A 22,365-nucleotide genomic window follows, 5' to 3' on the forward strand; every position below is an offset into this window, starting at 1 on the left:
CGTCCACGCGTCATCCAGCACTCGTCGTGCGCTGGGCGCGCCTCTCACCAGGGATCCGTGCAGTCCCGTCCACCACTGCCGCCGGCGCGGACACCTCGATGCGCGCCATTAGAATGCCGAGGATACTCGTCACAGTGTCATGATGTGCGTGCTATTCTCGTCATTGACAGGAGGTGGCCGAATGCCTGGGTATCGGATCGACCGCGAGCTCGCGGAGTTCGGTGAGCACGTGCGCGGTTGGCGAATGGTGCTGGGGCTCACCGCTCAGCAGGTGGCGGAGCGCGCCGGCATCACCCGGGATACCCTGCGCAGGGTCGAGTCCGGGGACGCAGGTGTGGGCTTCGGCAACGTCGCACAGGTGCTGCGCGCCCTCGGGGTCCTTGAGAAGGCCGTCGATGCGGTCGACCCGCTCGAGAGCGATATCGGCAGGCTTCGCGCCGGCAAGCTCGCGAGGAAGCGTGCGCGATGACCACCGTCGAGATCTTCGTCGATCGGGCCGGGGAGCCCGCACTGGTGGGCCAGGCGCACTTCAGCAGACGGCGCGGCCGGATCTCCACCACGTTCCTCTACGACCCGGGCTATCTGGCGGGGGGCGGCAGCAGCATCGACCCGGCCCTGCCGGTGACGGCGGGCGCGCAGCACCAGTCCGGGCTGGTGCGAGCCTTCGCGGACAGTGCTCCCGACCGCTGGGGCCGGAACCTCATCGAGAAGGCGGAGCGCGTCCGGGCCCGTGAGGCACACCGAGCGCCGCGCCGACTCGATGACCTCGACTTCCTCCTGGGTGTCAGCGACGACACGCGCCAGGGAGCCCTGCGGTATCGGCTCGCAGGCAGCACGGAGTTCCTCGGCGAGCCGTCTCACGTGCCGCAGCTGGTCTCGCTCCCGGAGCTGCTACGCGCCTCCGACGAGCTCACCTCGGACGAGGACCCCGCTGCCGCAGTGAAGCAGCTGCTCGACACGGGGACGACCGGGCTGGGCGGGGCCCGCCCCAAGGCCTCGGTGCGCCTCGAGGACGGCGCACTGGCGATCGCCAAGTTCCCGCACGGCAGCGACCAGTGGGACGTCATGGCCTGGGAGGCGACGGCCTTGGATCTGCTGGACGCCGCGGGGATCAGAACACCCGATCGACGGCTCACCCGAGTAGGAGAGCGCAGCGTGCTCCTCCTGAGACGGTTCGACCGCACGCCCCGTGGGCACCGCGTCGGCTACATCAGTGCGATTACGGCGCTCGCCGCATCCGACGGCGACCACCGCGACTATGGCGAGATCGCCGGATCCATGAGGGATCTCTCGCGTTCCCTCTCGACAGACCACCACGAGCTCTTCGATCGCGCAGTCGCCGGCGTCGCCCTGGGAAACACCGACGATCACCTGCGCAACCACGGGTTCCTCGCCGACCGAGGATTCTGGACGCTCAGCCCCGCGTTCGACGTCAACCCGAGCCCTGACCCATGGCGAACGCGCGCCACCTCGATCATGGGCGCCGATGCGCTTCCCGATGAAGCCGAGGCCCTGCTCGCACTGGCGCAGGAGTGCAGCCTGACGGTCGATCAGGCGCGTGAGCGGATCCGTGCCGTCTCCGCGGCACTGGCGGCATGGAGAGAGGCTGCGCGTTCGAACGGGATCCGGGAACGCGAGATCACAGAGATGGCTGAATCGATCGAGACCCGCTTGGGCGCTGTGGCTGCCGCCGCAGGCACGACATGATGTCAGGAGAGCCGCCGCTGTGCCCGTTGACGAGTGGGAGCGTCCGACCGTCGGCGGCCGGTCGAGCCACATCTGCCCCGCACACCCGCGGCCCCCGCACCGGCGCCGGATAGGCTGAGTCCACCATGTACCTCAAGTCCCTGTCCCTGCGCGGCTTCAAGTCCTTCGCGTCCGCCACGCGCATCGACCTCGAGCCCGGGATCACCTGCGTCGTCGGCCCGAACGGCTCGGGCAAGTCCAACGTCGTCGACGCGCTCGCCTGGGTGATGGGGGAACAGGGGGCGAAGAACCTGCGCGGCGGCAAGATGGACGACGTGATCTTCGCCGGGACCTCGCAGCGTCAGGCACTCGGCCGCGCCGAGGTCAGCCTGACGATCGACAACACCGACGGGGCGATCCCGATCGAGTACACCGAGGTGACGATCTCCCGCACGCTGTTCCGCACCGGCGGCAGCGAGTACGCCGTCAACGGCGCCCCGGCCCGCCTGCTCGACATCCAGGAGCTCCTCAACGACTCCGGGCTCGGCAAGGAGATGCACGTCATCGTCGGGCAGGGCCGCCTCGACCAGATCCTTCACGCCGACCCGCTCGAGCGGCGCGGATTCATCGAGGAGGCCGCCGGCGTCCTCAAGCACCGCCGCCGCAAGGACAAGGCCCTGCGCAAGCTCACCGGCCTGCAGACCAACCTCGACCGGCTCTCCGATCTGCGCACCGAGCTCGCCCGCCAGCTCGGACCGCTCGGGCGGCAGGCGAAGGCCGCCAAGCGCGCCGCCGTCGTCCAGGCGACCCTGCGCGACACCGCCGCCCGCCTGCTCGCCGACGACATCGTCCAGGCCCAGGCGCGGCTCGCCTCCGCCGCCGGACCGGAGAGCGCCCCGGAGCGCACCGCCGCCCTCGAGGCCGAGCTCGCCGGGCTCGACACCCGGATCGCGGAGCTCGAGGCGGAGATCACCGGGCACGAATCCGGCACCGAGGAGATCCGCCGCCGGCTCCGCACCGCAGGCACCCTGGCCGCCCGTGCGGGCGCACTCGCCGAGCGCGCCGGGGACCGCGTCCACTACCTCGAGCAGGCCCCGCCGGAGCGCACCGGTGAGACCCCGGCCGCGCTGCGCGAGCGCGCCGCGCGCTATGCCACCGAGCTCGCGGAGGCGCGCGGCGAGGTCGAAGGCCGTACCCGCACCCTGACCGCGCTCAGCGAGCGCCGCGAGGAGACCCAGGCCCGGCTCACCGAGGCCGAAACCGCCCTCACCGCGCAGCGCGCCCGGATCTCCGCCCAGCTGCGCTCCCGGGCCGACCTGCAGAGCTCCCGCGAGGTCGCCCACAAGACGCTCACCGACGCGCAGACCGGGTTGACCGCCCTCGACACCACGGAGACCGACCTCACCGAGAGGCTCACCACCGCCCGCACCCGGCTCACCGCAGCGCAGGCCGCGGCGGAGGCCTCCGAATCCGGGGAGAGCGAGCTCGATGCCGCCCATGAATCCGCGCTCGCCGAACAGACGGCGCTCGAGGAGCGCACCGCGGCCGTGCGCGCCGAGCTCCGTGAGGTCGACACCGAGCTCGGCCAGGCCGAGGCCCGCGCCGAGGCACTGCGGATCGGCACCCGGCTCGCCGCCGCGACCGCGGACATCCTCGCCGCCGGCATCCCCGGCGTGCGCGCGGCCGTCGGCGAGCTCCTCACCATCGAGGCCGGGTACGAGACCGCGGTCACCGCCGTCCTCGACCACGCGGCCGAGGCGATCCTCGCCGACGACCCGCAGGCCGCCCTCGCCGTGCTCGAACACGTCGGCCCCGACACCCTCGTCGACGTCGTCATCGCCGACCCCGCCCCGGCCCGCTCCGCGCCCGAGGCCTCCCCGGCCGCCGCCTCGGCCGCGGGGTCACGCCCGCTGCGCGGACTCGTCACCACCCCGGACCCCGGCCTCGCCGCCCTCCTCGACACCGCACTCGCCGGTGTCACGACCGCCCCGGACCTCACCGCCGCCGTCGCCGCCCTGCGCGCGGACCCGCAGACCGTGTCCGTGACCCCGGCCGGTGAGGTCGTCAGCGCCCGCGGCATCCGCCGGGCCGGCTCCGCGGAGGCCGCCCGGATCGCCACCCGCGCCGCGCTCGCGGAGACCGAGGAGCTCATGGCCGGGCTGCGGTCCCGCCGGGAGGAGCTCGCCGCCGCGCTCGCCGCCCTCGCCCCGGAGCAGGAACGGGCCCGGGCCGCCGTCGAGGCCGCGCTCGGCGCCCTCCACGAATCCGACGCCCGCATCGTCACCGCCGGCGAGGAGCTGTCCCGTGCCGCCGCCGCCCTCGACGCGCTCGACACCCGGCTGAGCGAGCTCGCCGCCTCCCGCGAGCGCCTCGGCGCGGAGGCCGAAACCGCCCGCACCGCGCTCGATGCCGCCGACGCCGCGCTCGCGGAGAACTCCGAGACCGTCGACGCCGAACCCGACACCGAGGAGCGCGACGCCCTCGCCGCGACCGCCCGCCGGCTCGGCGAGGAGGTCATGGAGGCCCGCATCGCGCTGCGCTCGATCGAGGACCGGGCCGGCTTCCTCACCGACCGGGTCGCCGCGCTGCGCCGCCAGGCCGAGACCGAGGAGGCCGCCCGGGAGCAGGCCGCGCGCGCCGCCGCCCGCCGCCGCGCCCAGGCCGACAGCGTCGCCGAGCTCGCCCGCGTCGCCGCGGCCCTCGCCACCCACCTCAGCGCACTCGAATCCGGGGCCGAGGAGGAGCTCGCCGCCTCCCGCGCCCACCGCGGCGGGCTCGAATCCGCGCTCGCCGAGGCGCGCACCCGCCGCACGGAGCGGGCCGACGACCTCGCCGCGCTCACCCGGGCCGAGCACGAGGCCCAGCTCACCCGGGAGCGTCACGTCATCCACCTCGACGAGCTCACCCGCCGCGCCCAGGCGGAGATCGGCCTGTCCGCCGACCACCTCGTCGAGCAGTTCGGTCCCCACCTGCCGGTGCCCGGACCGGCGGAGGAGGATGCGCCGGAGCCGTTCGTCCGCGCCGCGGTGGAGAAGGCCCACGCCGCCGCGGAGCGGACGCTCAAGTCGATCGGCGCGGTCAACCCGCTCGCGCTCGAGGAGTATGCCGCGCTCACCGAGCGCCACGACTTCCTCGAGAAGCAGATCACCGACATCGAGACGAGCCGCCGCGACCTCATGGGACTCGTGCGCGAGGTCGACGACCACGTCAAAGAGGTGTTCGCCGCCGCCTTCGCGGACACCCAGCGGGAGTTCGCCGACATCTTCACCCGCCTGTTCCCCGGGGGCGAGGGCTCGCTCACCCTCACCGACCCCGAGGACATGCTCGCCACCGGCGTCGAGGTCCACGCCCGCCCGGCCGGCAAGAAGGTCAAGCGGCTCTCCCTGCTGTCCGGCGGGGAGCGCTCGCTCGTCGCGGTCGCGATGCTCGTCGCGATCTTCAAAGCCCGGCCCAGCCCGTTCTACGTCATGGACGAGGTCGAGGCCGCCCTCGACGACGTCAACCTGTCCCGCCTCCTCACCGTGTTCCGCGAGCTGCGCGAGTCCTCGCAGCTCATCGTCATCACCCACCAGAAGCGGACGATGGAGATCGCCGACGCCCTCTACGGCGTGACGATGTCCGGCGACGGCATCTCCCGTGTGATCTCCCAGCGAATTCACCAGACGAGCTGACGCGTGCCCGTCCGGCGGCACCGGCACGGGCGGATACACTGGTCGGAGTCCTCGTGGGAGACCGCCCACGACCCGACCCAGCGAAGGAGCGACCGGCCGATGTCCTCACCTACCGCCACGCGGGGCACCCGATGGATGTAGGCGCCGGGATCGTCATCCTCATCGGGCTCGGTGTCTCGTTCGGCATCGGGCTCGTCATCGTCCTCCTCGTCGCCCTGCCCGGCCTGCGCGCCGAGGGTCGGATCAAGCCCTCGGGCCGTCAGCGCTTCCGCCTGCCCTCGGAATGGACCGGCTTCGACGACGACGTCCACGGCTTCTTCGGCCACGACGGCGACACCTCCCACCTCGCGACCCGCGAGCAGGCGGCCGTCACCGCGATGCAGGAGCACTCCTACGCCCTGCGCCCGCAGCCCCGCCGCCACGCCTCGCCGCCCTGGCTGACGTTCCGACCCCGGACCCGGCACTGGAAGGTGCCGGAGACCGGCACCGGCTTCCGCACCGCCATCGTCCTCCTCTTCGGCTGACCCGCCGGCCGGCTGCCGCAGCCCGCCGGCCCGGACCCGCCACCCCACAGCAACCCACTTAGGAGCTGATCGTGGATCCCATCAGTCTCATCGCCCTCCTCGGCGCCCTCGTCCTCGTGTTCGTCGTCTCCGGCATCGCCCTCTACGGTCCGCCGAAGACCCGCCGCCGTCGCGACCTGCCGCCGACGGCTCCGGACCTCACCACCGACCCGCACCGCGGTCCGGGCACCGACACTCTCGAGGCGCCGCCGGCCACCGCCCCCGAGGTCGAGGGCGAGGTCGTCGTCGAGACCGTGCCCGAGGTCCCCGCCCGGGAGCTCGAGACCCCCACCGAGCCGCGCACCCGGCTGGCGAAGCTCCGCGCGCGGCTGGCGAAGTCGAACTCCTCCCTCGGCCGCGGCCTGCTCTCCCTGCTCTCCCGCGACACCCTCGACGAGTCGACCTGGGAGGAGATCGAGGACACGCTGATCATGGCCGACCTCGGCGTCGACCCGGCCACCGAGCTCGTCGACCGGCTGCGCGAGCGGGTGCGCGTGCTCGGCACGCGCGACCCGCAGACCGTCCGCGACCTCCTGCGCGAGGAGCTCATCGCCGTCGTCGACCCGACGATGGACCGCAGCCTGCAGGTCGAGCGCGCCGACAGCGACCCCGCCGTCGTCCTCGTCGTCGGCGTCAACGGCGCCGGCAAGACGACGACCGTCGGCAAGATCGCCCGCGTGCTCGTCGCCGAGGACCGCTCGGTGCTGCTCGGTGCCGCCGACACCTTCCGCGCCGCCGCCGCCGAACAGCTCACCACCTGGGGTGAGCGCGTGGGCGTCGAGACCGTGCGCGGTCTCGAGGGCGCCGACCCGGCCTCCGTGGCCTACACCGCGGTCGAGCGCGGGATGCAGGAGGGCACCGACGTCGTCCTCATCGACACCGCCGGGCGCCTGCAGAACAAGAAGGGGCTCATGGACGAGCTCCGCAAGGTCAAGCGCGTCGCCGCCCGTCCCCTGTCGCCGGAGCACGATTCCCTCGACGAGGTGCTCCTCGTCCTCGACGCGACCACCGGGCAGAACGGCATGCAGCAGGCGAAGGTGTTCTCCGAGGCCGTGAACATCACCGGCATCGTGCTCACCAAGCTCGACGGCACCGCGAAGGGCGGCATCGTCGTCGCCGTGCAGCGTGCGCTCGGCGTGCCGGTCAAGCTCATCGGGCTCGGCGAGGGCGCCGACGACCTCGCGCCCTTCGACGCCGCCGGCTTCGTCGACGCCCTGCTCGCCGAGCAGTGACCTGAAACCGGTCGCGATCAGGCGGCCGGCCCCTGCCGCCGGGTCGTGGATGGGACCCGAAACACGGTCGTAACGCCGCCGCCGCACCCGTAACGCAGCCGAAACCTGGGACGTTCCGTCTCGAAACACCGGGATTCGAGAATGTTCACCAGCGGAGCCACAGATCTCCGCGGAACGGGCAGCCCGACCTCGAGGTCGGCCACCCGTCCTGAACATCTCACGGCTGGAACGAAACCATGGAAATCACTGCAGTGGACGTATGGGTGATGGTGAGCGCCGCACTCGTGCTGCTCATGACGCCCGGCGTCGCCTTCCTGTACGGCGGCATGACCCGCGCCAAGTCCGTCCTCAACATGCTCATGATGAGCTTCGCATCGATGGCCGTCGTCGGCGTGGTGTGGGTCCTCTGGGGCTTCTCGATGAGCGGATCGACCGGAGTCGCGCAGCTGTTCGGCAACCCGTTCGAGGCCTTCGGCCTCAGCGGTCTCGTCGGCACCACCGACCTCATCGGCGCCGGCTTCGGCGCGACCTTCGCGATCATCACCGTCGCCCTGATCTCCGGCGGCATCGCCGACCGGACGAGATTCTCCGCCTGGATGGTCTTCGTGCCCGTCTGGGTCACGCTCGTCTACTGCCCGATGGCCTTCATGGTGTGGGGCGGCGGCCTGCTGTCCGCCGACGGCCTCATCGGCAGCACCTTCGGAGAGGCGATCGACTACGCCGGCGGCACCGTCGTCCACATCAACGCCGGCATCGCCGCCCTCGTCCTCGCCCTCATCATCGGCAAGCGCAAGGGCTTCGGCACCGATCCCTCCCATCGCCCGCACAACATCCCGTTCGTCATGCTCGGCGCCACCCTCCTGTGGTTCGGCTGGTTCGGCTTCAACGGCGGCGCGGCGACCGATCCCGCCGAGGCCGGCCTGATCTGGGTCAACACCATGGCCGCCCCGGCCGCGGCGTTCATCGCCTGGATCCTCGTCGAGTGGATGCGCGACGGCAAGCCCACCAGCCTCGGCGGCGCCTCGGGCATCGTCGCCGGCCTCGTGGCGATCACCCCGGCCTGTGCGAACGTGTCCCCGCTCGGCGCGATCGCGATCGGCATCATCGCCGGCATCTGCTCCGCGCTGGCCGTCGGACTCAAGTACCGCCTCGGCTACGACGACTCGCTCGACGTCGTCGGCGTCCACCTCGTGTCCGGTCTCGTCGGCACCCTGGCCCTGGGCCTCTTCGCGCTGCCGGTCGAGGGCGAGGGCGGCGGCCTGTTCTACGGCGGCGGCCTCGGTCAGCTCGTCGCGCAGACGGTGGCGGCGGTCTTCGCGATCCTCTTCACCGCGATCGTCACCTTCATCATCGGTATGGTGATCCACAAGACCATCGGCATGCGGGCCGCCGAGGAGGACGAGGTCACCGGCATCGACCTCACCGAGCACGCGGAGACGGCCTACGAGTACGGCGGTCTGGGCACCGGCGGCGCCTTCCGACCGCACCCCTCGTCGCCGGCCGCGCACCGCAGGACGACCACCCTCGACGAAAGTGTGAACGCATGAAGCTCATCACCGCCATCGCCCGACCCGACAAGCTCGCGGACATCCGCGACGGCCTGGAGGAGTTCGGAGTCCAGGGTCTGACCGTCTCCGAGGCCAGCGGCTACGGACGGCAGAAGGGCCACAAGCAGTTCTACCGAGGTGCCGCGTACACGCAGGACCTCGTCCCCAAGCTGCGGATCGAGGTGCTCGCCTCGGCGGAGGACGCGCCGCGGATCTGCGATGTGCTCCTCGCCCGGGCCACGACCGGACAGCCCGGCGACGGCAAGATCTGGATCACCGCGGTCGACCAGATCATCCGGGTCTCCGACCGGAGCGAGGGAGAGGCTGCCCTGTAGTCCCAGCCGGCTGCATGGCAGAGAAGTCCCGGGGCGGGTGCCGATCACGGCTCCCGCCCCGGGATCATTCATGCACCGGGACTTGGTACCCTGGGAGGTCGAACTGCTCGGCCTCCCTCGACGAAAGCTGCGAAACCTCGTGTTCAACTCCCTCTCCGATCGGCTGACGACGACCTTCAAGAACCTGCGCGGCAAGGGCAGGCTCTCCGAAGCCGACGTCGACGCCACGATCCGGGAAATCCGGCGTGCGCTGCTCGACGCCGACGTCGCGCTGCCGGTGGTGCGCACGTTCACCGGGAAGGTCCGCGAGCGGGCGCTGTCCTCGGAGGTGTCGCAGGCGCTCAACCCCGGCCAGCAGGTCGTCAAGATCGTCAACGACGAGCTCGTCGGGATCCTCGGCGGGCAGACCCGTCGCCTGCAGTTCGCCAAGCGCCCGCCGACCGTGATCATGCTCGCCGGACTCCAGGGCGCGGGCAAGACGACGCTCGCCGGCAAGCTCGCCCACTGGCTCAAGTCCGAGGGCCACCGGCCGATGCTCGTCGCCGCCGACCTCCAGCGGCCCAATGCCGTCAACCAGCTCCAGGTCGTCGGCGAGCGCGCCGGCGCCTTCACCTACGCACCCGAGCCCGGCAACGGCGTCGGCGATCCGGTCAAGGTCGCGACGGACGCGATGGACGTCGCCCGCTCGAAGCTCTACGACGTCGTCATCGTCGACACCGCCGGCCGCCTCGGCATCGACGAGGTGCTCATGCAGCAGGCCGCGGACATCCGCGCCGCCGTGAACCCCGACGAGGTGCTCTTCGTCATCGACGCGATGATCGGCCAGGACGCGGTCACCACCGCCGAGGCCTTCCTCGCCGGCGTCGACTTCACCGGCGTCGTGCTCTCCAAGCTCGACGGCGACTCCCGCGGCGGCGCCGCGCTGTCCGTCGCCCAGGTCACCGGCCGGCCGATCATGTTCGCCTCCACCGGTGAAGGGCTGCGGGACTTCGAGCAGTTCCACCCGGACCGGATGGCCGACCGCATCCTCGACATGGGCGACATCCTCACGCTCATCGAGCAGGCGGAGAAGACCTTCGACCAGAAGGAGACGGAGAAGCTCGCCAAGAAGGTCGAGTCCGGCGAGGACTTCGACCTCGACGACTTCCTCACCCAGATGGCCGCCATCAAGAAGATGGGGTCGCTGAAGAAGATGCTCGGCATGATGCCGGGCATGTCCCAGTACAAGGAGCAGCTCGAGGCGTTCGACGAGCGCGAGATCGACCGCGTCGAGGCGATCGTGCGCTCGATGACCCCGTACGAGCGGGCGAACCCGCGGATCCTCAACGGCTCGCGCCGCCAGCGCATCGCCAAGGGCTCCGGCACCACCGTGACCCAGGTCAATCAGCTCATGGAGCGGTTCGTGCAGGCGCAGAAGATGATGCGCCAGATGCGCAAGGGCGGCGGCGGCCGCGGCGGCCAGATGCCGGGCATGCCCCAGATGCCGGGGATGCCGCAGATGCCCGGCGGTGGTGGACCCGGCGGCGGCTCGCGGAACAAGAAGAAGGGCAAGAAGAAGCCCGCCGGCAAGTCGGGCAACCCGGCCAAGCGCGCCGAGCAGGCGCGTCTCGCCGAGCAGCGGAAGCAGGGTCAGGCGCCCGATCCCGCGGGCTCCGCGTTCGGCGGCATCGACCTCGGCGGCGACGAGGAGCTCGACCTCAGCAAGCTGCCCAAGGGCTTCGGCGGCATGTTCGGCTCAGGTGGCAGCAAGTAGCACTTTCTGGCACAATGGTCCCTTGTACTCGACCGGCCGGGGACCCTCTCAACCTCGGGCCGGTTCAGTCCACGCGATCATGCCCGCACCGTCCTGCCCCACGGACCCGCGAGCGGACCGCGACACCTATCTTCCAAAGGAGACACCACTACAGTGGCAGTCAAGATTCGCCTCACCCGCCTGGGCAAGGTCCATGCACCCTTCTACCGCGTCGTCGTCGCCGACTCGCGGACCCGCCGCGATGGCAAGACCATCGAGGACATCGGCAAGTACCACCCGCTCGAGGAGCCCTCGCTCGTCGAGATCGACTCCGAGCGCGCGCTCTACTGGCTGTCCGTCGGCGCCCAGCCGACCGACCAGGTCCGCGCCCTGCTCAAGCTCACCGGCGACTGGCAGAAGTTCACCGGTGAGGGCGAGGCCGTCAGCACCGTGAAGCCGCAGCAGGAGAAGGCGGCCTTCGAGGCCCCGGCCACCGGCTCGGTCATCAAGGAGGCGACGACGCCCAAGGGCGGCGACAAGGCCGAGGAGCCCGCAGCCGAGGCCCCCGCCGAGGAGCCCGCGGCCGCTGAGTCGACCGACGAGGAGAAGGCGGAAGCCTGATCATGCTCGCCAACGCTCTCGAACACCTGGTCCGCGGCATCGTCGACAACCCCGAGGACGTCTCGGTGCGCAGTCGCAGCGGACACCGCGGCACCTCGCTCGAGGTGCGCGTGCACCCCGACGACCTCGGTCGGGTGATCGGCCGGTCCGGTCGCACCGCGAAGGCGCTGCGGACCGTGATCGGAGCACTCGCCGGGCGCGAGAGCGTCCGCGTCGACCTCGTCGAGGCCTGACGCCCGCCGCGCACCCGGCCCCCCGCGACATTGCGATTTCCCAAGGTTTCTGTGAACAGAACCTTGGGATTTCGCATTCTCGGCACAGTTCCGCCGGATCCCGCGCACCGCCCCGGCGGGATCCGGTACCCGCGCACCGCCGCGCGGACCTGCGAGCAGTCCCTCGAACAGCCCCTCGAACCAGGAGTGAAGCGTGAGCACAGTCGTCGCCCGTCTGGGCAAGCCGCACGGCATCCGCGGTGAGTTCACCGTGGAGGTCCGCACCGATGCCCCCGAGGAGCGCTTCGTCCCCGGTGCGGTGTTCTCCACCGAGCCCGATATCGGCGCGCTCACGCTGTCCCGCGCGCGCTGGCACCGCGACCGGCTCCTGCTGACCTTCGAGGAGATCGCCGACCGCACCCGTGCCGAAGAGGTCCGCAACACCCTGATCTCCGTCGCGGAGACCCTCGAGGACGACGACGCCTGGTACATCGACGACCTCGTGGGCGCTCAGGCGTTCGTCGGGGACGTCCGGATCGGCACCGTCTCCGCAGTCACCCCGGGCGCGGCCCAGGACCTCCTCCACATCACGCTGGCCTCCGGCGCCGAGGTGCTCGTCCCCTTCGTCGAACAGATCGTGCCCGAGGTCGACCTCGAGGCCGGTCGCATCGTCCTCGACCCGCCGCCCGGACTCATCGAGGACGCCTGATGCGCCTCGACGTCGTCTCGATCTTCCCCGAGTACCTCGCGCCGCTGCGGCTCTCGCTCATCGGCCGGGCGGTGGAGAAGGGGCTCATCGACCTCGGTGTCCACGACCTGCGCGACTGGACCCACGATCGGCACCGCACCGTCGACGACACCCCGTACGGCGGGGGAGCGGGCATGGTGATGAAGCCCGAGCCCTGGGCCGAGGCGCTCACCGCGCTCCTCGCCGAACCGGCCGCAGCCGGTACCGATGCGACCGGTGCGGAACCGTCCGCACCTGCCGAGCGCCCGGTGCTCATCGTCCCGAGCCCCGCCGGCACCCCCTTCACCCAGTCCGCGGCCGCCGAGCTCGCCGGCCGGGAGCACCTCGTGTTCGCGTGCGGCCGCTACGAGGGCATCGACCAGCGCGTCGTCGACTGGGCCCGTGACCGCGCCGAGGTCCGCCTGTACTCGATCGGCGATTACGTGCTCAACGGCGGCGAGGTCGCAGCTCTCGTCATGACCGAGGCGATCGCCCGCCTCATCCCCGGCATCATCGGGAACCCGGAGTCGCTCACGGAGGAGTCCCACGAGGACGGCCTCCTCGAGTACCCCGTCTACACGAAGCCCGCCGACTGGCGCGGGCACCCGGTGCCGGAGATCCTGCTCAGCGGCAACCACGCCGCGATCGCACGCTGGCGGCGGGACGAGCGCCTGCGCCGCACCGCCGCCGTCCGCCCCGACCTCCTTGCCGGGCTCGACCCGGACACCCTCGACGCCCGCGACCGGGCGGTGCTCGCCGAGGCCACCGACCACGCGGCACCCGCGCACGGCCCCGGGTGACCGCCTCGATCTCCGGATTGGCGCCTCGGCCCCGGTCCGACTAGACTAAACTCTTGCGTTTGCTGGCACCGTCCTGCCTCGGGGGGAGCGATGCCGCCAGGAGCGTCCGCGCCGCCGTGACACGGCAGCCGCGCTCCGGCAGACGACCTCATCTCATCCGGCCACCAGCCGGTCCGAGCAATGTCGTGCCGACCCGGGGCGCGCACACAGGAGAATGACGAATCATGCAGAAGCTTGATGCACTCAACGCCCAGTCGTTGAAGCCCGACGTCCCGGAGTTCCGCGCCGGCGACACCCTCAACGTCCACGTCCGCGTGGTCGAGGGCAACCGCACCCGTACCCAGGTCTTCAAGGGCATCGTCATCCGTCGCCACGGCGGCGGCATCGGCGAGACCTTCACCGTCCGCAAGATCAGCTTCGGCGTCGGCGTGGAGCGCACCTTCCCGGTGCACTCCCCGATCATCGAGAAGATCGAGGTCCTCACCCGCGGCGACGTCCGCCGGGCGAAGCTCTACTACCTCCGCAAGCTCCGCGGCAAGGCCGCTCGCATCCGCGAGAAGCGCTGAGCGCAGCCACGTTCCGGACGCCCGCAGGGCACCGGGCCGCCGAGGTGATCGGCGTGCGGCGATGACCGAACAGTCGAGGACAGGCGCGGCCCCGGAAGGGCCGCGCCTTCTTCGTGCCCGCAGGGCGCTGCGCGCCCTCGGCATCGTCCTCGTGTGCGCGCTGCTCGCCGCCGGACTCATCCGCGCCGTCGGCGTCCAGAGCTTCGGCATCCCCTCGGCGTCGATGGAGCCCACCCTGCCCGTCGGCGGGACCGTGACCGTGTGGCGCCCGGACGCGCTGGCCGACTCCGTCGACCGCGGCGACGTCGTCGTGTTCGACGGTCGCGGGTCCTTCATCGCGAGCGCCCCGCCGAGCGGCGCCGAGCAGCTCGGCTCCTGGTTCGGGGTCGGCCCGCGGGACGTCTACTACGTCAAGCGGATCCTCGCCGTCGGCGGCGACACCCTCGAGTGCTGCGACGCCGAAGGCCGCCTGCTCCTCAACGGGGAGCCGCTCGAGGAGCCGTACGTGCCTCACGGGATGCGCGCCTCGGACACCGACTTCGCCATCGAGGTGCCGGCCGGGCGGGTGTGGATGATGGGGGACAACCGCGCGGACTCGACCGACTCCCGCGCGCTGCTCGGCCGTCCCGGTGGCGGGATGATCCCCGTCGACCGGATCCTCGGCACGGTGATCGGCCACGGTTCCGCGGTCGATTCCGTGATCGGCTGAGGATCGTGTCCGGCCCGGTCCTGCTGTCGGCCCGGAGCCCCGAACGGGTTCAGTGGGCGGCTGGGAATCACGGCCGGGGCCGGGGGATAGACTGCCAGGCGTGACCCAGGACAGTGCACCGCCCCGCCGACCGAGTCGGATCCCGGCCCTCCTCAAGGAGGCCGCGATCATCATCATCGTGGCGCTCGTCATCTCCACCGTCGTGCGCACCTGGGTCATGCGCTCCTTCTACATTCCCTCGGCCTCGATGGAGGACACCCTCCAGGTCGACGACCGGATCCTCGTCAACCAGCTGCCCTGGCCCGGCGCCGACCGCGGCACGATCATCGTCTTCGACGATCCCGGCGGCTGGCTCGACACCTCGGTGACCCAGCAGTACACGCCCAACCCCGTCCTCGAGTTCCTCGGTCTCGTACCGGCCGACGCCGGCACCCAGCTCATCAAGCGGGTCATCGGGGTCGGCGGCGACACCGTGGAGTGCTGCGACGACCAGGGCCGGCTCATGGTCAACGGCGAACCGATCGACGAACCGTACCTCGCCGAGGGCGCCACACCCTCCGACATCCCGTTCGAGGTCACCGTGCCGGACGGCCACTACTGGGTGATGGGCGACAACCGCTCGAACTCACTCGATTCCCGCTTCAACACCGATTCCGCCGGTGGACCGTTCGTGCCCGAGGACGCCGTGGTCGGCACGGTGTTCTTCATCAACTGGCCGGCCGACCGGATCCGCCCGATGGGCACCCCGGACGAGGTGTTCGCCGGGGTCCCCGCCCCGTGACCGCCGGCACCGGGCGCGCCACGGCACCGGCCCGCCGGGCGGCGCGGAAGCCGTTCGCCGGGCTCATCGACCTCAGCCTCGAGCGCGAGCTGTTCGCCTCCGGGGTGCGCACGCTCATCGGGATGGACGAGGTGGGGCGCGGCTGCCTCGCCGGTCCGGTCGGGGTGGGTGCCGTCCACTTCGACCTCGCCGCCCTCACCGCCGCCGAGGTGCCCGCCGGCATCCACGACTCCAAGCAGCTCTCCATCCCCGCCCGGGCGCGGATCGCCGAGGTGGTCGCCGTCTGGCAGCCGCACCGCGCCGTGGCGTACGCGAGCCCGGCGGAGATCGACGCGCTGGGTCTGAGCTCGGCGCTGTGCCTTGCCGGCCGGCGGGCGCTCACCGGGCTGCCGGATGCCGACCTCGTGCTCCTCGACGGGTCCTTCGACTGGCTCTCCCTGCCGCTGACCTTCGACGCGCTCGAGCACTACGGGGATGCGGCCGAGGTCGTCGTGCCGCCGGTGCGCACGGTGGTCAAGGGGGACGGGACGCACGTGACGATCGCGGCGGCGAGCGTGCTCGCGAAGGTCGGCCGCGACGGGCTCATGGCCGAGCTCGCCGAACAGTTCCCCGCCTACGGCTGGGAGCGCAACGCCGGCTACCCCGCTCCGGTGCACAGGGCCGCGATCGCCGAGCACGGAGCGACGGTGCACCACCGACGGTCCTTCCGCCTGGGGTGAGGGCGGTCTGTTCTAGGATGGGCGCATGAGTGCCGAGGACCTGGAAGACTACGAAGCCGAACTGGAACTCCAGCTCTACCGGGAGTACCGGGACGTGGTGGGACTGTTCACCTACGTGGTGGAGACCGAGCGGCGCTTCTATCTGGCGAACTCCGTCGATCTCAAGGCGCACCACGATTCCGGGGATGTGTACTTCGAGCTCACCCTCCGCGACGCCTGGGTGTGGGACACCTACCGCACCGCCCGCTTCGTCAAGCAGGTGCACGTGCTGTCCTTCAAGGACGTCAACATCGAGGAGATCGCCAAGTCCGATCTCGAACCGCCGTCCTCCCTGCCGCGCTGAGCGGAGACGTGTGACCGCTGACCCGTGATCGCCTGCTCGTGACCACTGGCCGGAGGCCCGTGACCGCCGGACGATGATCGCGCGCCCCTGAGTGCAAGCCCCAGATCGCGGGGGCGCGCACTTCGGGTCACAGGCCCACCCCACCTCTGGTCCACAGATGCATCCGCGGACGCCCACGCATGCGGTCGCCGGCTGTGGAGACGTGCGCCGCCGTCCACAGGGGGAACCGAGCCGCTGACCCCGCCGCCCCAGCCTGGTTCGGTGGGCGCATGGACACGATGACATTGGGCCGCCGCGGCGAAGCGTGCGCGAAGGAATACCTCATCGAGCACGGCTGGGAGATCCTCGCGCTCAACTGGCGCTGCCGGCACGGGGAGATCGACATCGTCGCCCGGGAGGCGGACACCGTCGTCTTCGTCGAGGTCAAGACCCGCGCGAACGCCCGCGCCGGGCACCCGCTCGAGGCGATCACCTATCGCAAGCTCTCCACGCTGCGCGGGCTCGCCCTGCGCTGGCTCGCGGCGCAGGAGGAGTGGATCCCCGCGTTCCGCCTCGACGTCATCGGCATCCTGTGGAACAACGGGCTGCCGGACATCACCCACGTCAGGGCCGCACAATGAGCGCCCCGCCCCCGCCCGTCGATCTCGACACCGCACGATCCCGGAAGCGCGGCCGCAGTACCGCATCCGCGTCGCGGAGCTTCGGGCGCACCACGGCCGTCGCGCTCCACGGCATCTCCGGGACCCCGGTGTCGATCGAGGCGAGCGTCAACGACGGCCTGCCGGGGATCGACATCGTCGGACTGCCCGACGCCTCGGTGACGGAATCGCGCAAGCGGATCCGCGCCGCGATCTCCAACCTCGGCATCACCCTGACCTCCCGCCGGGTCACGGTCAACCTCTCGCCCGGCGGGGTGAAGAAGGTCGGCACCGCATTCGACCTCGGCATCGCCGTGGCGATCCTCGAGGCGGAGGGCAAGATCCCCGCCGACCGCGCCCGCGGCATCGTCCACATCGGCGAGCTCGGCCTCGACGGCCGGATCCACCCCGTGCGCGGGGTGCTCCCGAGTGTGCTCGCCGGACTGCGCGCCGGGGCCACCTGGTTCGTCGTCCCGGCGGCGAACGCGGAGGAGGCCGGTCTCGTCGACGGCGCCGAGGTGCGGGGTGCGGCGAACCTCGCCGACGTGGTGACCATGCTCGGCGGGGAGATCGACGACCCCGGGCTCCCGGCGATCGAACTGCCGGAGGCCGCCGCGCTGCCGCCGCCGGACGTCCACGATCTCGCAGAGGTGCAGGGCCAGGACGATGCCCGCTTCGCGCTCGAGGTCGCCGCCGCCGGCGGACACCATCTGCTCATGACCGGGACTCCCGGTGCCGGCAAGACTCTCCTCGCCGGTTGCCTGCCGGGTCTCCTGCCGCCGCTCGACGTCGACGAGGCGTGCGAGGTCGTGGCGCTGCGCTCGCTCGACGGCACTCTCGACCCGGCCGCGGGCCTCGACCGGACCCCGCCCTTCGAAGCACCCCACCACCGGACTAGCGCCTCGGCCATGGTGGGCGGTTCCCGGCCCGGCAGCATCGGTGTGTTCTCCCGCGCCCACCGGGGAGTCCTCTTCATGGACGAGGCGCCGGAGTTCCGCCGCGACGTGCTCGAAGCGCTGCGGCAGCCGCTCGAGAACGGGCGCTGCGACATCCACCGCGCCTGGGGCTCGGTGGTGCTGCCCTCGCGGTTCCAGCTCGTGCTGGCCTCGAACCCCTGCCCGTGCGGGGCCGGGGTCGGCGGCTCCACCCGCTGCCGGTGCACCCCGCTCGACCGGCGCCGCTACCGGGGCCGGCTGTCCGGACCGCTGCTCGACCGGATCGACATCCAGCTCGAGATGCTCCCGCTCGTCGCCGCCGACCTCCACGCCACGTCCCCGCGCGAGGACACCGCGACAGTCGCCGCACGGGTGGCCCGCGCCCGTGAGATCCAGGCGCACCGCTACGCCGGACTGCCGTGGTCGCTCAACGCCCAGGCACCGGGCGCGTGGCTGCGGGAGACTTTCGACTTCCGGCGCACGGAGACCGCGCCGCTCGACACCGCGCTCGAACGCGGCGGGATCACCATGCGCGGCTACGACCGGGTGGTGCGCATCGCGACGACACTGGCCGACCTCGCCGGGCGCACCCGTCCGCAGGGCGACGACCTGCTCTCCGCTCTCGTCCTGCGCATCCGGGAGACCTCGTGAGCATCGAGCCGGCCCCCGTGGAGCACACGGACATCGCGGACCCCGTCGCAGCGGCCGACATCCTGCGGATCTCCGAACCGGGGGACCGTCTGCTCCGCGCGGCCGTGCTCCATACCGGGGCGGAAGCGCTGCGCGGCCTCCTCGACGGCCCCCGGACGGAGCTCCACCGCACGCTGCGCGAGGCCGCGGCCAAGGCCGGGCTCACGGCGCGGGACGACGACATCGGGAAAGCCATCGACCGGTGGATGCTCCGGGTGCCCCACCTCGACGGCGCCCGCGATCTGCGGATCATGCGCACGCTCGACGCCCGCCTCGTCCAGGCCGGCGACCCCGAGTGGCCGTCCGGGCTCCGGGAGCTCGGGCTCGACGAACCGGTGGGCCTGTGGGTGCGCGGGAGCGGTGACCTGGCCGCGCTGTGCGCCGGATCGATCGCACTCGTCGGATCGCGCGCCGCGGATTCCTACGGCCTCCACCTCGCCCGGTCCCTCGCCTACGACCTCGTCGCGGCCGGGCACAGCGTGATCTCCGGCGGCGCCTACGGCATCGACGCCGCCGCGCACGACGGCGCACTCCGCGCGATCGACGGCCCCGGTGCCGCCACCGTCGCATTCATGGCCGGGGGAGTGGATCGCTACTATCCCCGCGGCAACGCCGAACTCCTGGGAGCGGTCGCACGGGCGGGCGCCGTGGTCTCCGAGGCCGCGCCCGGCAGCACCGCGATGCGCCACCGCTTCCTCATGCGCAATCGCCTCATCGCCGCGACCGCGGCTGCCACCGTCGTCGTGCAGGCGGGCTGGCGCTCCGGTGCGCTCAACACCGCGAATCGGGCGGCCGAACTCCTGCGACCTGTGGGGGCGGTGCCGGGTCCGGTCACCGCCCACGACTCCGCCGGCTGCCACCGATTGATCCGAGAGGGAGCCGCAGTGCTCGTCACCTCCTCAGAGGAGGTGCGCGAACTCGTCGAGCCGCTGAGCAGCGCTGCGAATCCGGCCGTTGCTGCGGCAGGGGACGATCGGGGCGGGCGAGGCGAGACCTCCCCGGAGCAGGGACGGCTGCAGATCACCGATGCGCTCAGCGAGGAGCAGGCTCGGGTCTACAGTGCGCTGCCCCAGCGCAGGGGCGCGGAGGCCGCGGCGCTCGCCGCCCGCACCGGCCTCGACACGGCATCGGCGATGGCCGCGCTCGCCGCGCTCGAGCTCGCCGGCCTCGCCGAGCGCCGCGACCACGGGTGGGTGAAGCTGCGGCACCCGTGATCCGCCCCGCCACACCCGTGACCCGGACTTCAACTCGCAGACCCCGGGCGCTCACCCGGACATCAGCGCATCGGACCCGGACCCCGGGGAGTCGTACGGCGACCCCGGGGAGACGCACGGAGCTCCGGAGTGACACGGAGCTTCGGAGTCACATGGCGCTCCGGAGTCGGGTGCTCGGCTCCCGGGAGCTGTGCTCGTGGTGATCTACAGTGAAAGCATGTCGGCTTCCCACCCGCACGCCCCTCCGTTGACAGCGGACCAGCTGTCGCCGGAGTACGCGGATGCGCTCGAGGCGTTCGTCGAGGACCTCCGCATCCAGCGCAACGCCTCCGTGCACACGGTGCGCAACTACTCCGCCGACGTGCGCTCCCTCATGACCTTCCTCACCGAGGCCGACGGTCACGCACTCGCACTCACCGACATCGAGCTCGGGAACCTGCGACAGTGGCTCATGGACCAGTCGCGTCGCGGCGCGGAACCGGGGACCATCGCCCGGCGGATCGCCGCCATCCGCTCGTTCTGCGCCTTCTGCACCCGCACCGGGCGCATGGAGCGCAACCCGGCGGCCCGCCTGGCCAGCCCCCGCAAGGGATCCCGGCTGCCGGCCGTGCTCCAGCAGTCGCAGACCGCCGCCGTCATGGATCGCGCGGCCCGAGCCGGCGCCGACACCGATCCCACCCGCCCCGATCCCGACCCAGCCGACGCCACCGCCCCGCCCTCACTTCGGGACCGCGCAATCGCTCTCCGCGACGCGGCGATCCTCGAGGTCCTCTACGCCACCGGGGTGCGGGTGTCCGAGCTCGCCGCGATGGACGTCTCCGACCTCGACCCGGAGCGCCGCCTCATCACCGTGCTCGGCAAGGGGGGCAAGGAGCGCCGCGTGCCCTACGGCCTGCCGGCGGCGCAGGCTCTCGAGGCCTGGATCGCCAGCGGGCGGCCCGAACTCTCTGCCCCCGCCCCCGCCTCCGCCTCCAAAGGCTCGGCTGATCGCCGCAGCCAGGCCCTTTTCCTCGGGGTCCGTGGCGGGCGGATCAACGTGCGCCAAGTGCGCGAGATCGTCCACCGGGCGACCGCCGCCGTCGACGGGGTCGCCGAGCTCTCCCCGCACGGCCTGCGCCATTCCGCCGCGACGCACATGGTGGAGAACGGTGCCGACCTCCGCCAGGTGCAGGAGTACCTCGGTCACTCGACCCTGAGCTCGACCCAGATCTACACCCACGTCTCCCTCGGCCGGCTCTCCGAGAGCTACTACCGGGCACACCCCCGCGCCTGAGGCGCCCGCTCACCCGGACCGGAACTCCCAGTGCCAGGCCTCGGGCAGCGAACCGCCGCTGCGCGCCCACGCCGGGTGGATCCACCCGAACCGGGGACCGTTCGACCGCATCCACTCGTGCTGCACCGTGCCGAAGGAGTTGATGCCGCCGCCGAGGTCCACGGCGAGCCCCCAGCCGTGGTTCGACCTCCCGGGGGTCGCGGCCATCCGGCCCTTGCGGCGCTTGAGGACGACCTGCGTCTCGTAGTCCCGGTAGGAATCCGTCACCGAGATCCCGCGACCGAACTCCTCACGGTAGGCCGCATCGAGCGCATCGAAGGCCTTCGCCGCATCGCAGCGCAGCCGGTGACCGGGTGCGGAGGCGAGCGGACACGTCGCGACCGCCGGGATCCGGCCGTTCTCGTGACCGCCCCACTGGCCGGCCCCGCTCGCCCCGTCGTCACCGGCCGGCACCGCGGGGAGCTCGGAGGGGGCTTCGGCCTCGGGCAGGAGGACCGTCGAATCCGCGGCGAAGAACGACGCCGGATTGAGGTAGTCCTTCTCCGCATCCGCCCGCCACACGCCCACGTGGACGCATCCGGTCTCGCAGTGCGCAGGCTCCGCCACCGTGCCCACCGGCTGACCGGCGAACACCTCGTCCCCGGCCGAGAGCTCCGAGCCCACGGGCTCGAAGGACACGACGTAGCCCGCGACCTCGAGGCTGAGCACCGGCCGGCCCGCGACCGTCCCGGCGAACCGCACGGTCCCGGCATCCGGCGCTCGGATCGCCTCGCCGGGCAGCGCACCGACATCGATCCCGCGGTGCCCGGACTCCCAGTTCTGCGCCGGCTTGTCGAACGGCCGGGTGACGGTGTAGCCGGGCACCGGGGTGAACCAGTCCGAGGGGTGATCCGCCGCCCGGGCGTCGAGGGGGAGCGCGGTGACGAGCAGCAGCGCGACGAGCGCCGCGCCCAGCGAGCGGAGGGCACGGTTCCGGTGGAGCATGCGAGCCGGGCGCACGATGCCGGCCGGGCGGAGAATGCGAGCGGGGTCGAGGGGAGGGGAGACGAGCGGATCGGCCATGGCCCCACCCTCGGCGCCCACTGCGGCTCCCGCCAGAGCGCCGCCACACCTGTGGACGAGACGGCGTCCGTCCCCAGCGGGCACCCGCACCCGATGGCGCACCGTCCACAGCCGCTTCCCGCAGCACCCGCCCCAGACCCTCCACCCGCGGGTTTGGCACCTTTCGCCGCCCGACGTAGAATGGCGCCAGCGGGAGTGTGACCACTTCCGACTACGCGTATCCAATGAACCGACGAGTGCCACCGGTGCGAATCCACAGCCGCGAGCAGCGCAGAAGCGCTCGCGCGGTGCCGTGCGATTCGTGGGCAC

22 protein-coding genes are annotated in these 22,365 nt (G+C 72.0%); 21 read left to right on the forward strand and 1 reads right to left on the reverse strand.

The genetic code is table 11. The features are described 5' to 3' along the window. Positions 1-181 precede the first annotated feature (181 nt). The 21 genes from AB0I45_RS03940 to AB0I45_RS04040 all read left to right on the forward strand — a co-directional run bounded on the left by AB0I45_RS03940 (position 182) and on the right by AB0I45_RS04040 (position 20,994). Positions 182-469, forward strand: coding sequence for a helix-turn-helix transcriptional regulator (locus AB0I45_RS03940; protein ID WP_265809928.1), 288 nt, complete (start codon positions 182-184; stop codon positions 467-469). After that, positions 466-1,707 (forward strand): type II toxin-antitoxin system HipA family toxin, encoded by a 1,242-nt coding sequence (locus AB0I45_RS03945; protein WP_360316903.1) that lies wholly within the window; start codon positions 466-468, stop codon positions 1,705-1,707. The genes AB0I45_RS03940 and AB0I45_RS03945 overlap by 4 nt, the downstream gene beginning before the upstream one ends. A gap of 125 nt (positions 1,708-1,832) precedes the next feature. Then, positions 1,833-5,357 carry a chromosome segregation protein SMC gene (gene smc, locus AB0I45_RS03950; protein WP_360316906.1) on the forward strand — a complete coding sequence of 1,175 codons (3,525 nt, stop codon included), beginning with the start codon at positions 1,833-1,835 and terminating at the stop codon, positions 5,355-5,357. A gap of 131 nt (positions 5,358-5,488) precedes the next feature. Then, a complete protein-coding gene (locus AB0I45_RS03955) occupies positions 5,489-5,881 on the forward strand; it encodes a hypothetical protein (protein ID WP_137320146.1) in 393 nt (130 codons plus the stop codon). Positions 5,882-5,949: 68 nt separating this feature from the next. Then, positions 5,950-7,152, forward strand: a complete 1,203-nt coding sequence (gene ftsY, locus AB0I45_RS03960; RefSeq protein ID WP_360317118.1) for a signal recognition particle-docking protein FtsY — start codon at positions 5,950-5,952, stop codon at positions 7,150-7,152. 236 nt (positions 7,153-7,388) lie between these two features. After that, positions 7,389-8,699, forward strand: coding sequence for an ammonium transporter (locus tag AB0I45_RS03965; RefSeq protein ID WP_360316910.1), 1,311 nt, complete (start codon positions 7,389-7,391; stop codon positions 8,697-8,699). Then, a complete protein-coding gene (locus AB0I45_RS03970; protein ID WP_137320143.1) occupies positions 8,696-9,034 on the forward strand; it encodes a P-II family nitrogen regulator in 339 nt (112 codons plus the stop codon). The genes AB0I45_RS03965 and AB0I45_RS03970 overlap by 4 nt, the downstream gene beginning before the upstream one ends. 139 nt (positions 9,035-9,173) lie before the next feature. Beyond that, positions 9,174-10,787 carry a signal recognition particle protein gene (gene ffh / locus AB0I45_RS03975; RefSeq protein WP_137320142.1) on the forward strand — a complete coding sequence of 538 codons (1,614 nt, stop codon included), beginning with the start codon at positions 9,174-9,176 and terminating at the stop codon, positions 10,785-10,787. 153 nt (positions 10,788-10,940) lie between these two features. Then, positions 10,941-11,387 carry a 30S ribosomal protein S16 gene (rpsP, locus tag AB0I45_RS03980; RefSeq protein ID WP_137320141.1) on the forward strand — a complete coding sequence of 149 codons (447 nt, stop codon included), beginning with the start codon at positions 10,941-10,943 and terminating at the stop codon, positions 11,385-11,387. A 2-nt stretch (positions 11,388-11,389) separates the two neighbouring features. Beyond that, positions 11,390-11,620 carry an RNA-binding protein gene (locus AB0I45_RS03985; RefSeq protein ID WP_137320140.1) on the forward strand — a complete coding sequence of 77 codons (231 nt, stop codon included), beginning with the start codon at positions 11,390-11,392 and terminating at the stop codon, positions 11,618-11,620. Between the two features lie 193 nt (positions 11,621-11,813). After that, the gene (gene rimM, locus AB0I45_RS03990; RefSeq protein ID WP_137320139.1) at positions 11,814-12,308 is read left to right on the forward strand and encodes a ribosome maturation factor RimM; all 495 of its coding nucleotides are present in this window, start codon (positions 11,814-11,816) and stop codon (positions 12,306-12,308) included. Continuing rightward, entirely contained in the window at positions 12,308-13,126 is an 819-nt protein-coding gene (trmD, locus tag AB0I45_RS03995; RefSeq protein ID WP_360316917.1) for a tRNA (guanosine(37)-N1)-methyltransferase TrmD, read from the forward strand. The genes rimM and trmD overlap by 1 nt, the downstream gene beginning before the upstream one ends. A gap of 224 nt (positions 13,127-13,350) precedes the next feature. Continuing rightward, complete coding sequence (gene rplS, locus AB0I45_RS04000; RefSeq protein WP_137320137.1) at positions 13,351-13,692, forward strand: 50S ribosomal protein L19; 342 nt, start codon at positions 13,351-13,353, stop codon at positions 13,690-13,692. 61 nt (positions 13,693-13,753) lie between these two features. Then, positions 13,754-14,401, forward strand: a complete 648-nt coding sequence (gene lepB / locus AB0I45_RS04005; RefSeq protein ID WP_295689725.1) for a signal peptidase I — start codon at positions 13,754-13,756, stop codon at positions 14,399-14,401. 100 nt (positions 14,402-14,501) lie between these two features. Further along, positions 14,502-15,182, forward strand: coding sequence for a signal peptidase I (gene lepB, locus AB0I45_RS04010; protein ID WP_360316921.1), 681 nt, complete (start codon positions 14,502-14,504; stop codon positions 15,180-15,182). Continuing rightward, positions 15,179-15,901: a ribonuclease HII gene (locus tag AB0I45_RS04015; protein WP_360316924.1), complete on the forward strand. Its 723-nt coding sequence runs from the start codon at positions 15,179-15,181 to the stop codon at positions 15,899-15,901. The genes lepB (AB0I45_RS04010) and AB0I45_RS04015 overlap by 4 nt, the downstream gene beginning before the upstream one ends. Positions 15,902-15,926: 25 nt before the next feature. Continuing rightward, a complete protein-coding gene (locus tag AB0I45_RS04020) occupies positions 15,927-16,244 on the forward strand; it encodes a DUF2469 domain-containing protein (protein WP_137320135.1) in 318 nt (105 codons plus the stop codon). 269 nt (positions 16,245-16,513) lie between these two features. Continuing rightward, positions 16,514-16,864, forward strand: a complete 351-nt coding sequence (locus tag AB0I45_RS04025) for a YraN family protein (RefSeq protein WP_137320134.1) — start codon at positions 16,514-16,516, stop codon at positions 16,862-16,864. Next, complete coding sequence (locus tag AB0I45_RS04030) at positions 16,861-18,468, forward strand: YifB family Mg chelatase-like AAA ATPase (protein ID WP_360316929.1); 1,608 nt, start codon at positions 16,861-16,863, stop codon at positions 18,466-18,468. Before AB0I45_RS04025 ends, AB0I45_RS04030 begins: the two co-directional genes overlap by 4 nt. After that, positions 18,465-19,721, forward strand: coding sequence for a DNA-processing protein DprA (locus AB0I45_RS04035; RefSeq protein WP_137320132.1), 1,257 nt, complete (start codon positions 18,465-18,467; stop codon positions 19,719-19,721). The genes AB0I45_RS04030 and AB0I45_RS04035 overlap by 4 nt, the downstream gene beginning before the upstream one ends. Positions 19,722-19,938: 217 nt before the next feature. Then, positions 19,939-20,994 (forward strand): tyrosine recombinase XerC, encoded by a 1,056-nt coding sequence (locus AB0I45_RS04040; protein ID WP_360316933.1) that lies wholly within the window; start codon positions 19,939-19,941, stop codon positions 20,992-20,994. A 9-nt stretch (positions 20,995-21,003) separates the two neighbouring features. Here AB0I45_RS04040 and AB0I45_RS04045 read toward each other — a convergent pair whose 3' ends face one another. Next, entirely contained in the window at positions 21,004-22,056 is a 1,053-nt protein-coding gene (locus tag AB0I45_RS04045; RefSeq protein WP_360316937.1) for a D-alanyl-D-alanine carboxypeptidase family protein, read from the reverse strand. Positions 22,057-22,365: the final 309 nt, after the last annotated feature.

This window comes from Brevibacterium sp. NPDC049920 (assembly GCF_040656435.1).
Lineage (GTDB): Bacteria > Actinomycetota > Actinomycetes > Actinomycetales > Brevibacteriaceae > Brevibacterium > Brevibacterium pityocampae.

What these genes read in the sequence shown, in the direction of transcription:
- AB0I45_RS04030 (WP_360316929.1), top strand. Translation starts at nt 16,861, where the DNA reads ATGAGCGCCCCGCCCCCGCCCGTCGATCTCGACACCGCACGATCCCGG.
- AB0I45_RS03985 (WP_137320140.1), top strand. Translation starts at nt 11,390, where the DNA reads ATGCTCGCCAACGCTCTCGAACACCTGGTCCGCGGCATCGTCGACAAC.
- AB0I45_RS04020 (WP_137320135.1), top strand. Translation starts at nt 15,927, where the DNA reads ATGAGTGCCGAGGACCTGGAAGACTACGAAGCCGAACTGGAACTCCAG.
- lepB (WP_295689725.1), top strand. Translation starts at nt 13,754, where the DNA reads ATGACCGAACAGTCGAGGACAGGCGCGGCCCCGGAAGGGCCGCGCCTT.
- AB0I45_RS03955 (WP_137320146.1), top strand. Translation starts at nt 5,489, where the DNA reads ATGGATGTAGGCGCCGGGATCGTCATCCTCATCGGGCTCGGTGTCTCG.
- trmD (WP_360316917.1), top strand. Translation starts at nt 12,308, where the DNA reads ATGCGCCTCGACGTCGTCTCGATCTTCCCCGAGTACCTCGCGCCGCTG.
- AB0I45_RS04045 (WP_360316937.1), bottom strand. Translation starts at nt 22,056, where the DNA reads ATGGCCGATCCGCTCGTCTCCCCTCCCCTCGACCCCGCTCGCATTCTC.
- AB0I45_RS03970 (WP_137320143.1), top strand. Translation starts at nt 8,696, where the DNA reads ATGAAGCTCATCACCGCCATCGCCCGACCCGACAAGCTCGCGGACATC.
- AB0I45_RS03965 (WP_360316910.1), top strand. Translation starts at nt 7,389, where the DNA reads ATGGAAATCACTGCAGTGGACGTATGGGTGATGGTGAGCGCCGCACTC.
- AB0I45_RS04025 (WP_137320134.1), top strand. Translation starts at nt 16,514, where the DNA reads ATGGACACGATGACATTGGGCCGCCGCGGCGAAGCGTGCGCGAAGGAA.
- smc (WP_360316906.1), top strand. Translation starts at nt 1,833, where the DNA reads ATGTACCTCAAGTCCCTGTCCCTGCGCGGCTTCAAGTCCTTCGCGTCC.
- AB0I45_RS04040 (WP_360316933.1), top strand. Translation starts at nt 19,939, where the DNA reads ATGTCGGCTTCCCACCCGCACGCCCCTCCGTTGACAGCGGACCAGCTG.
- AB0I45_RS03940 (WP_265809928.1), top strand. Translation starts at nt 182, where the DNA reads ATGCCTGGGTATCGGATCGACCGCGAGCTCGCGGAGTTCGGTGAGCAC.
- rplS (WP_137320137.1), top strand. Translation starts at nt 13,351, where the DNA reads ATGCAGAAGCTTGATGCACTCAACGCCCAGTCGTTGAAGCCCGACGTC.
- AB0I45_RS03945 (WP_360316903.1), top strand. Translation starts at nt 466, where the DNA reads ATGACCACCGTCGAGATCTTCGTCGATCGGGCCGGGGAGCCCGCACTG.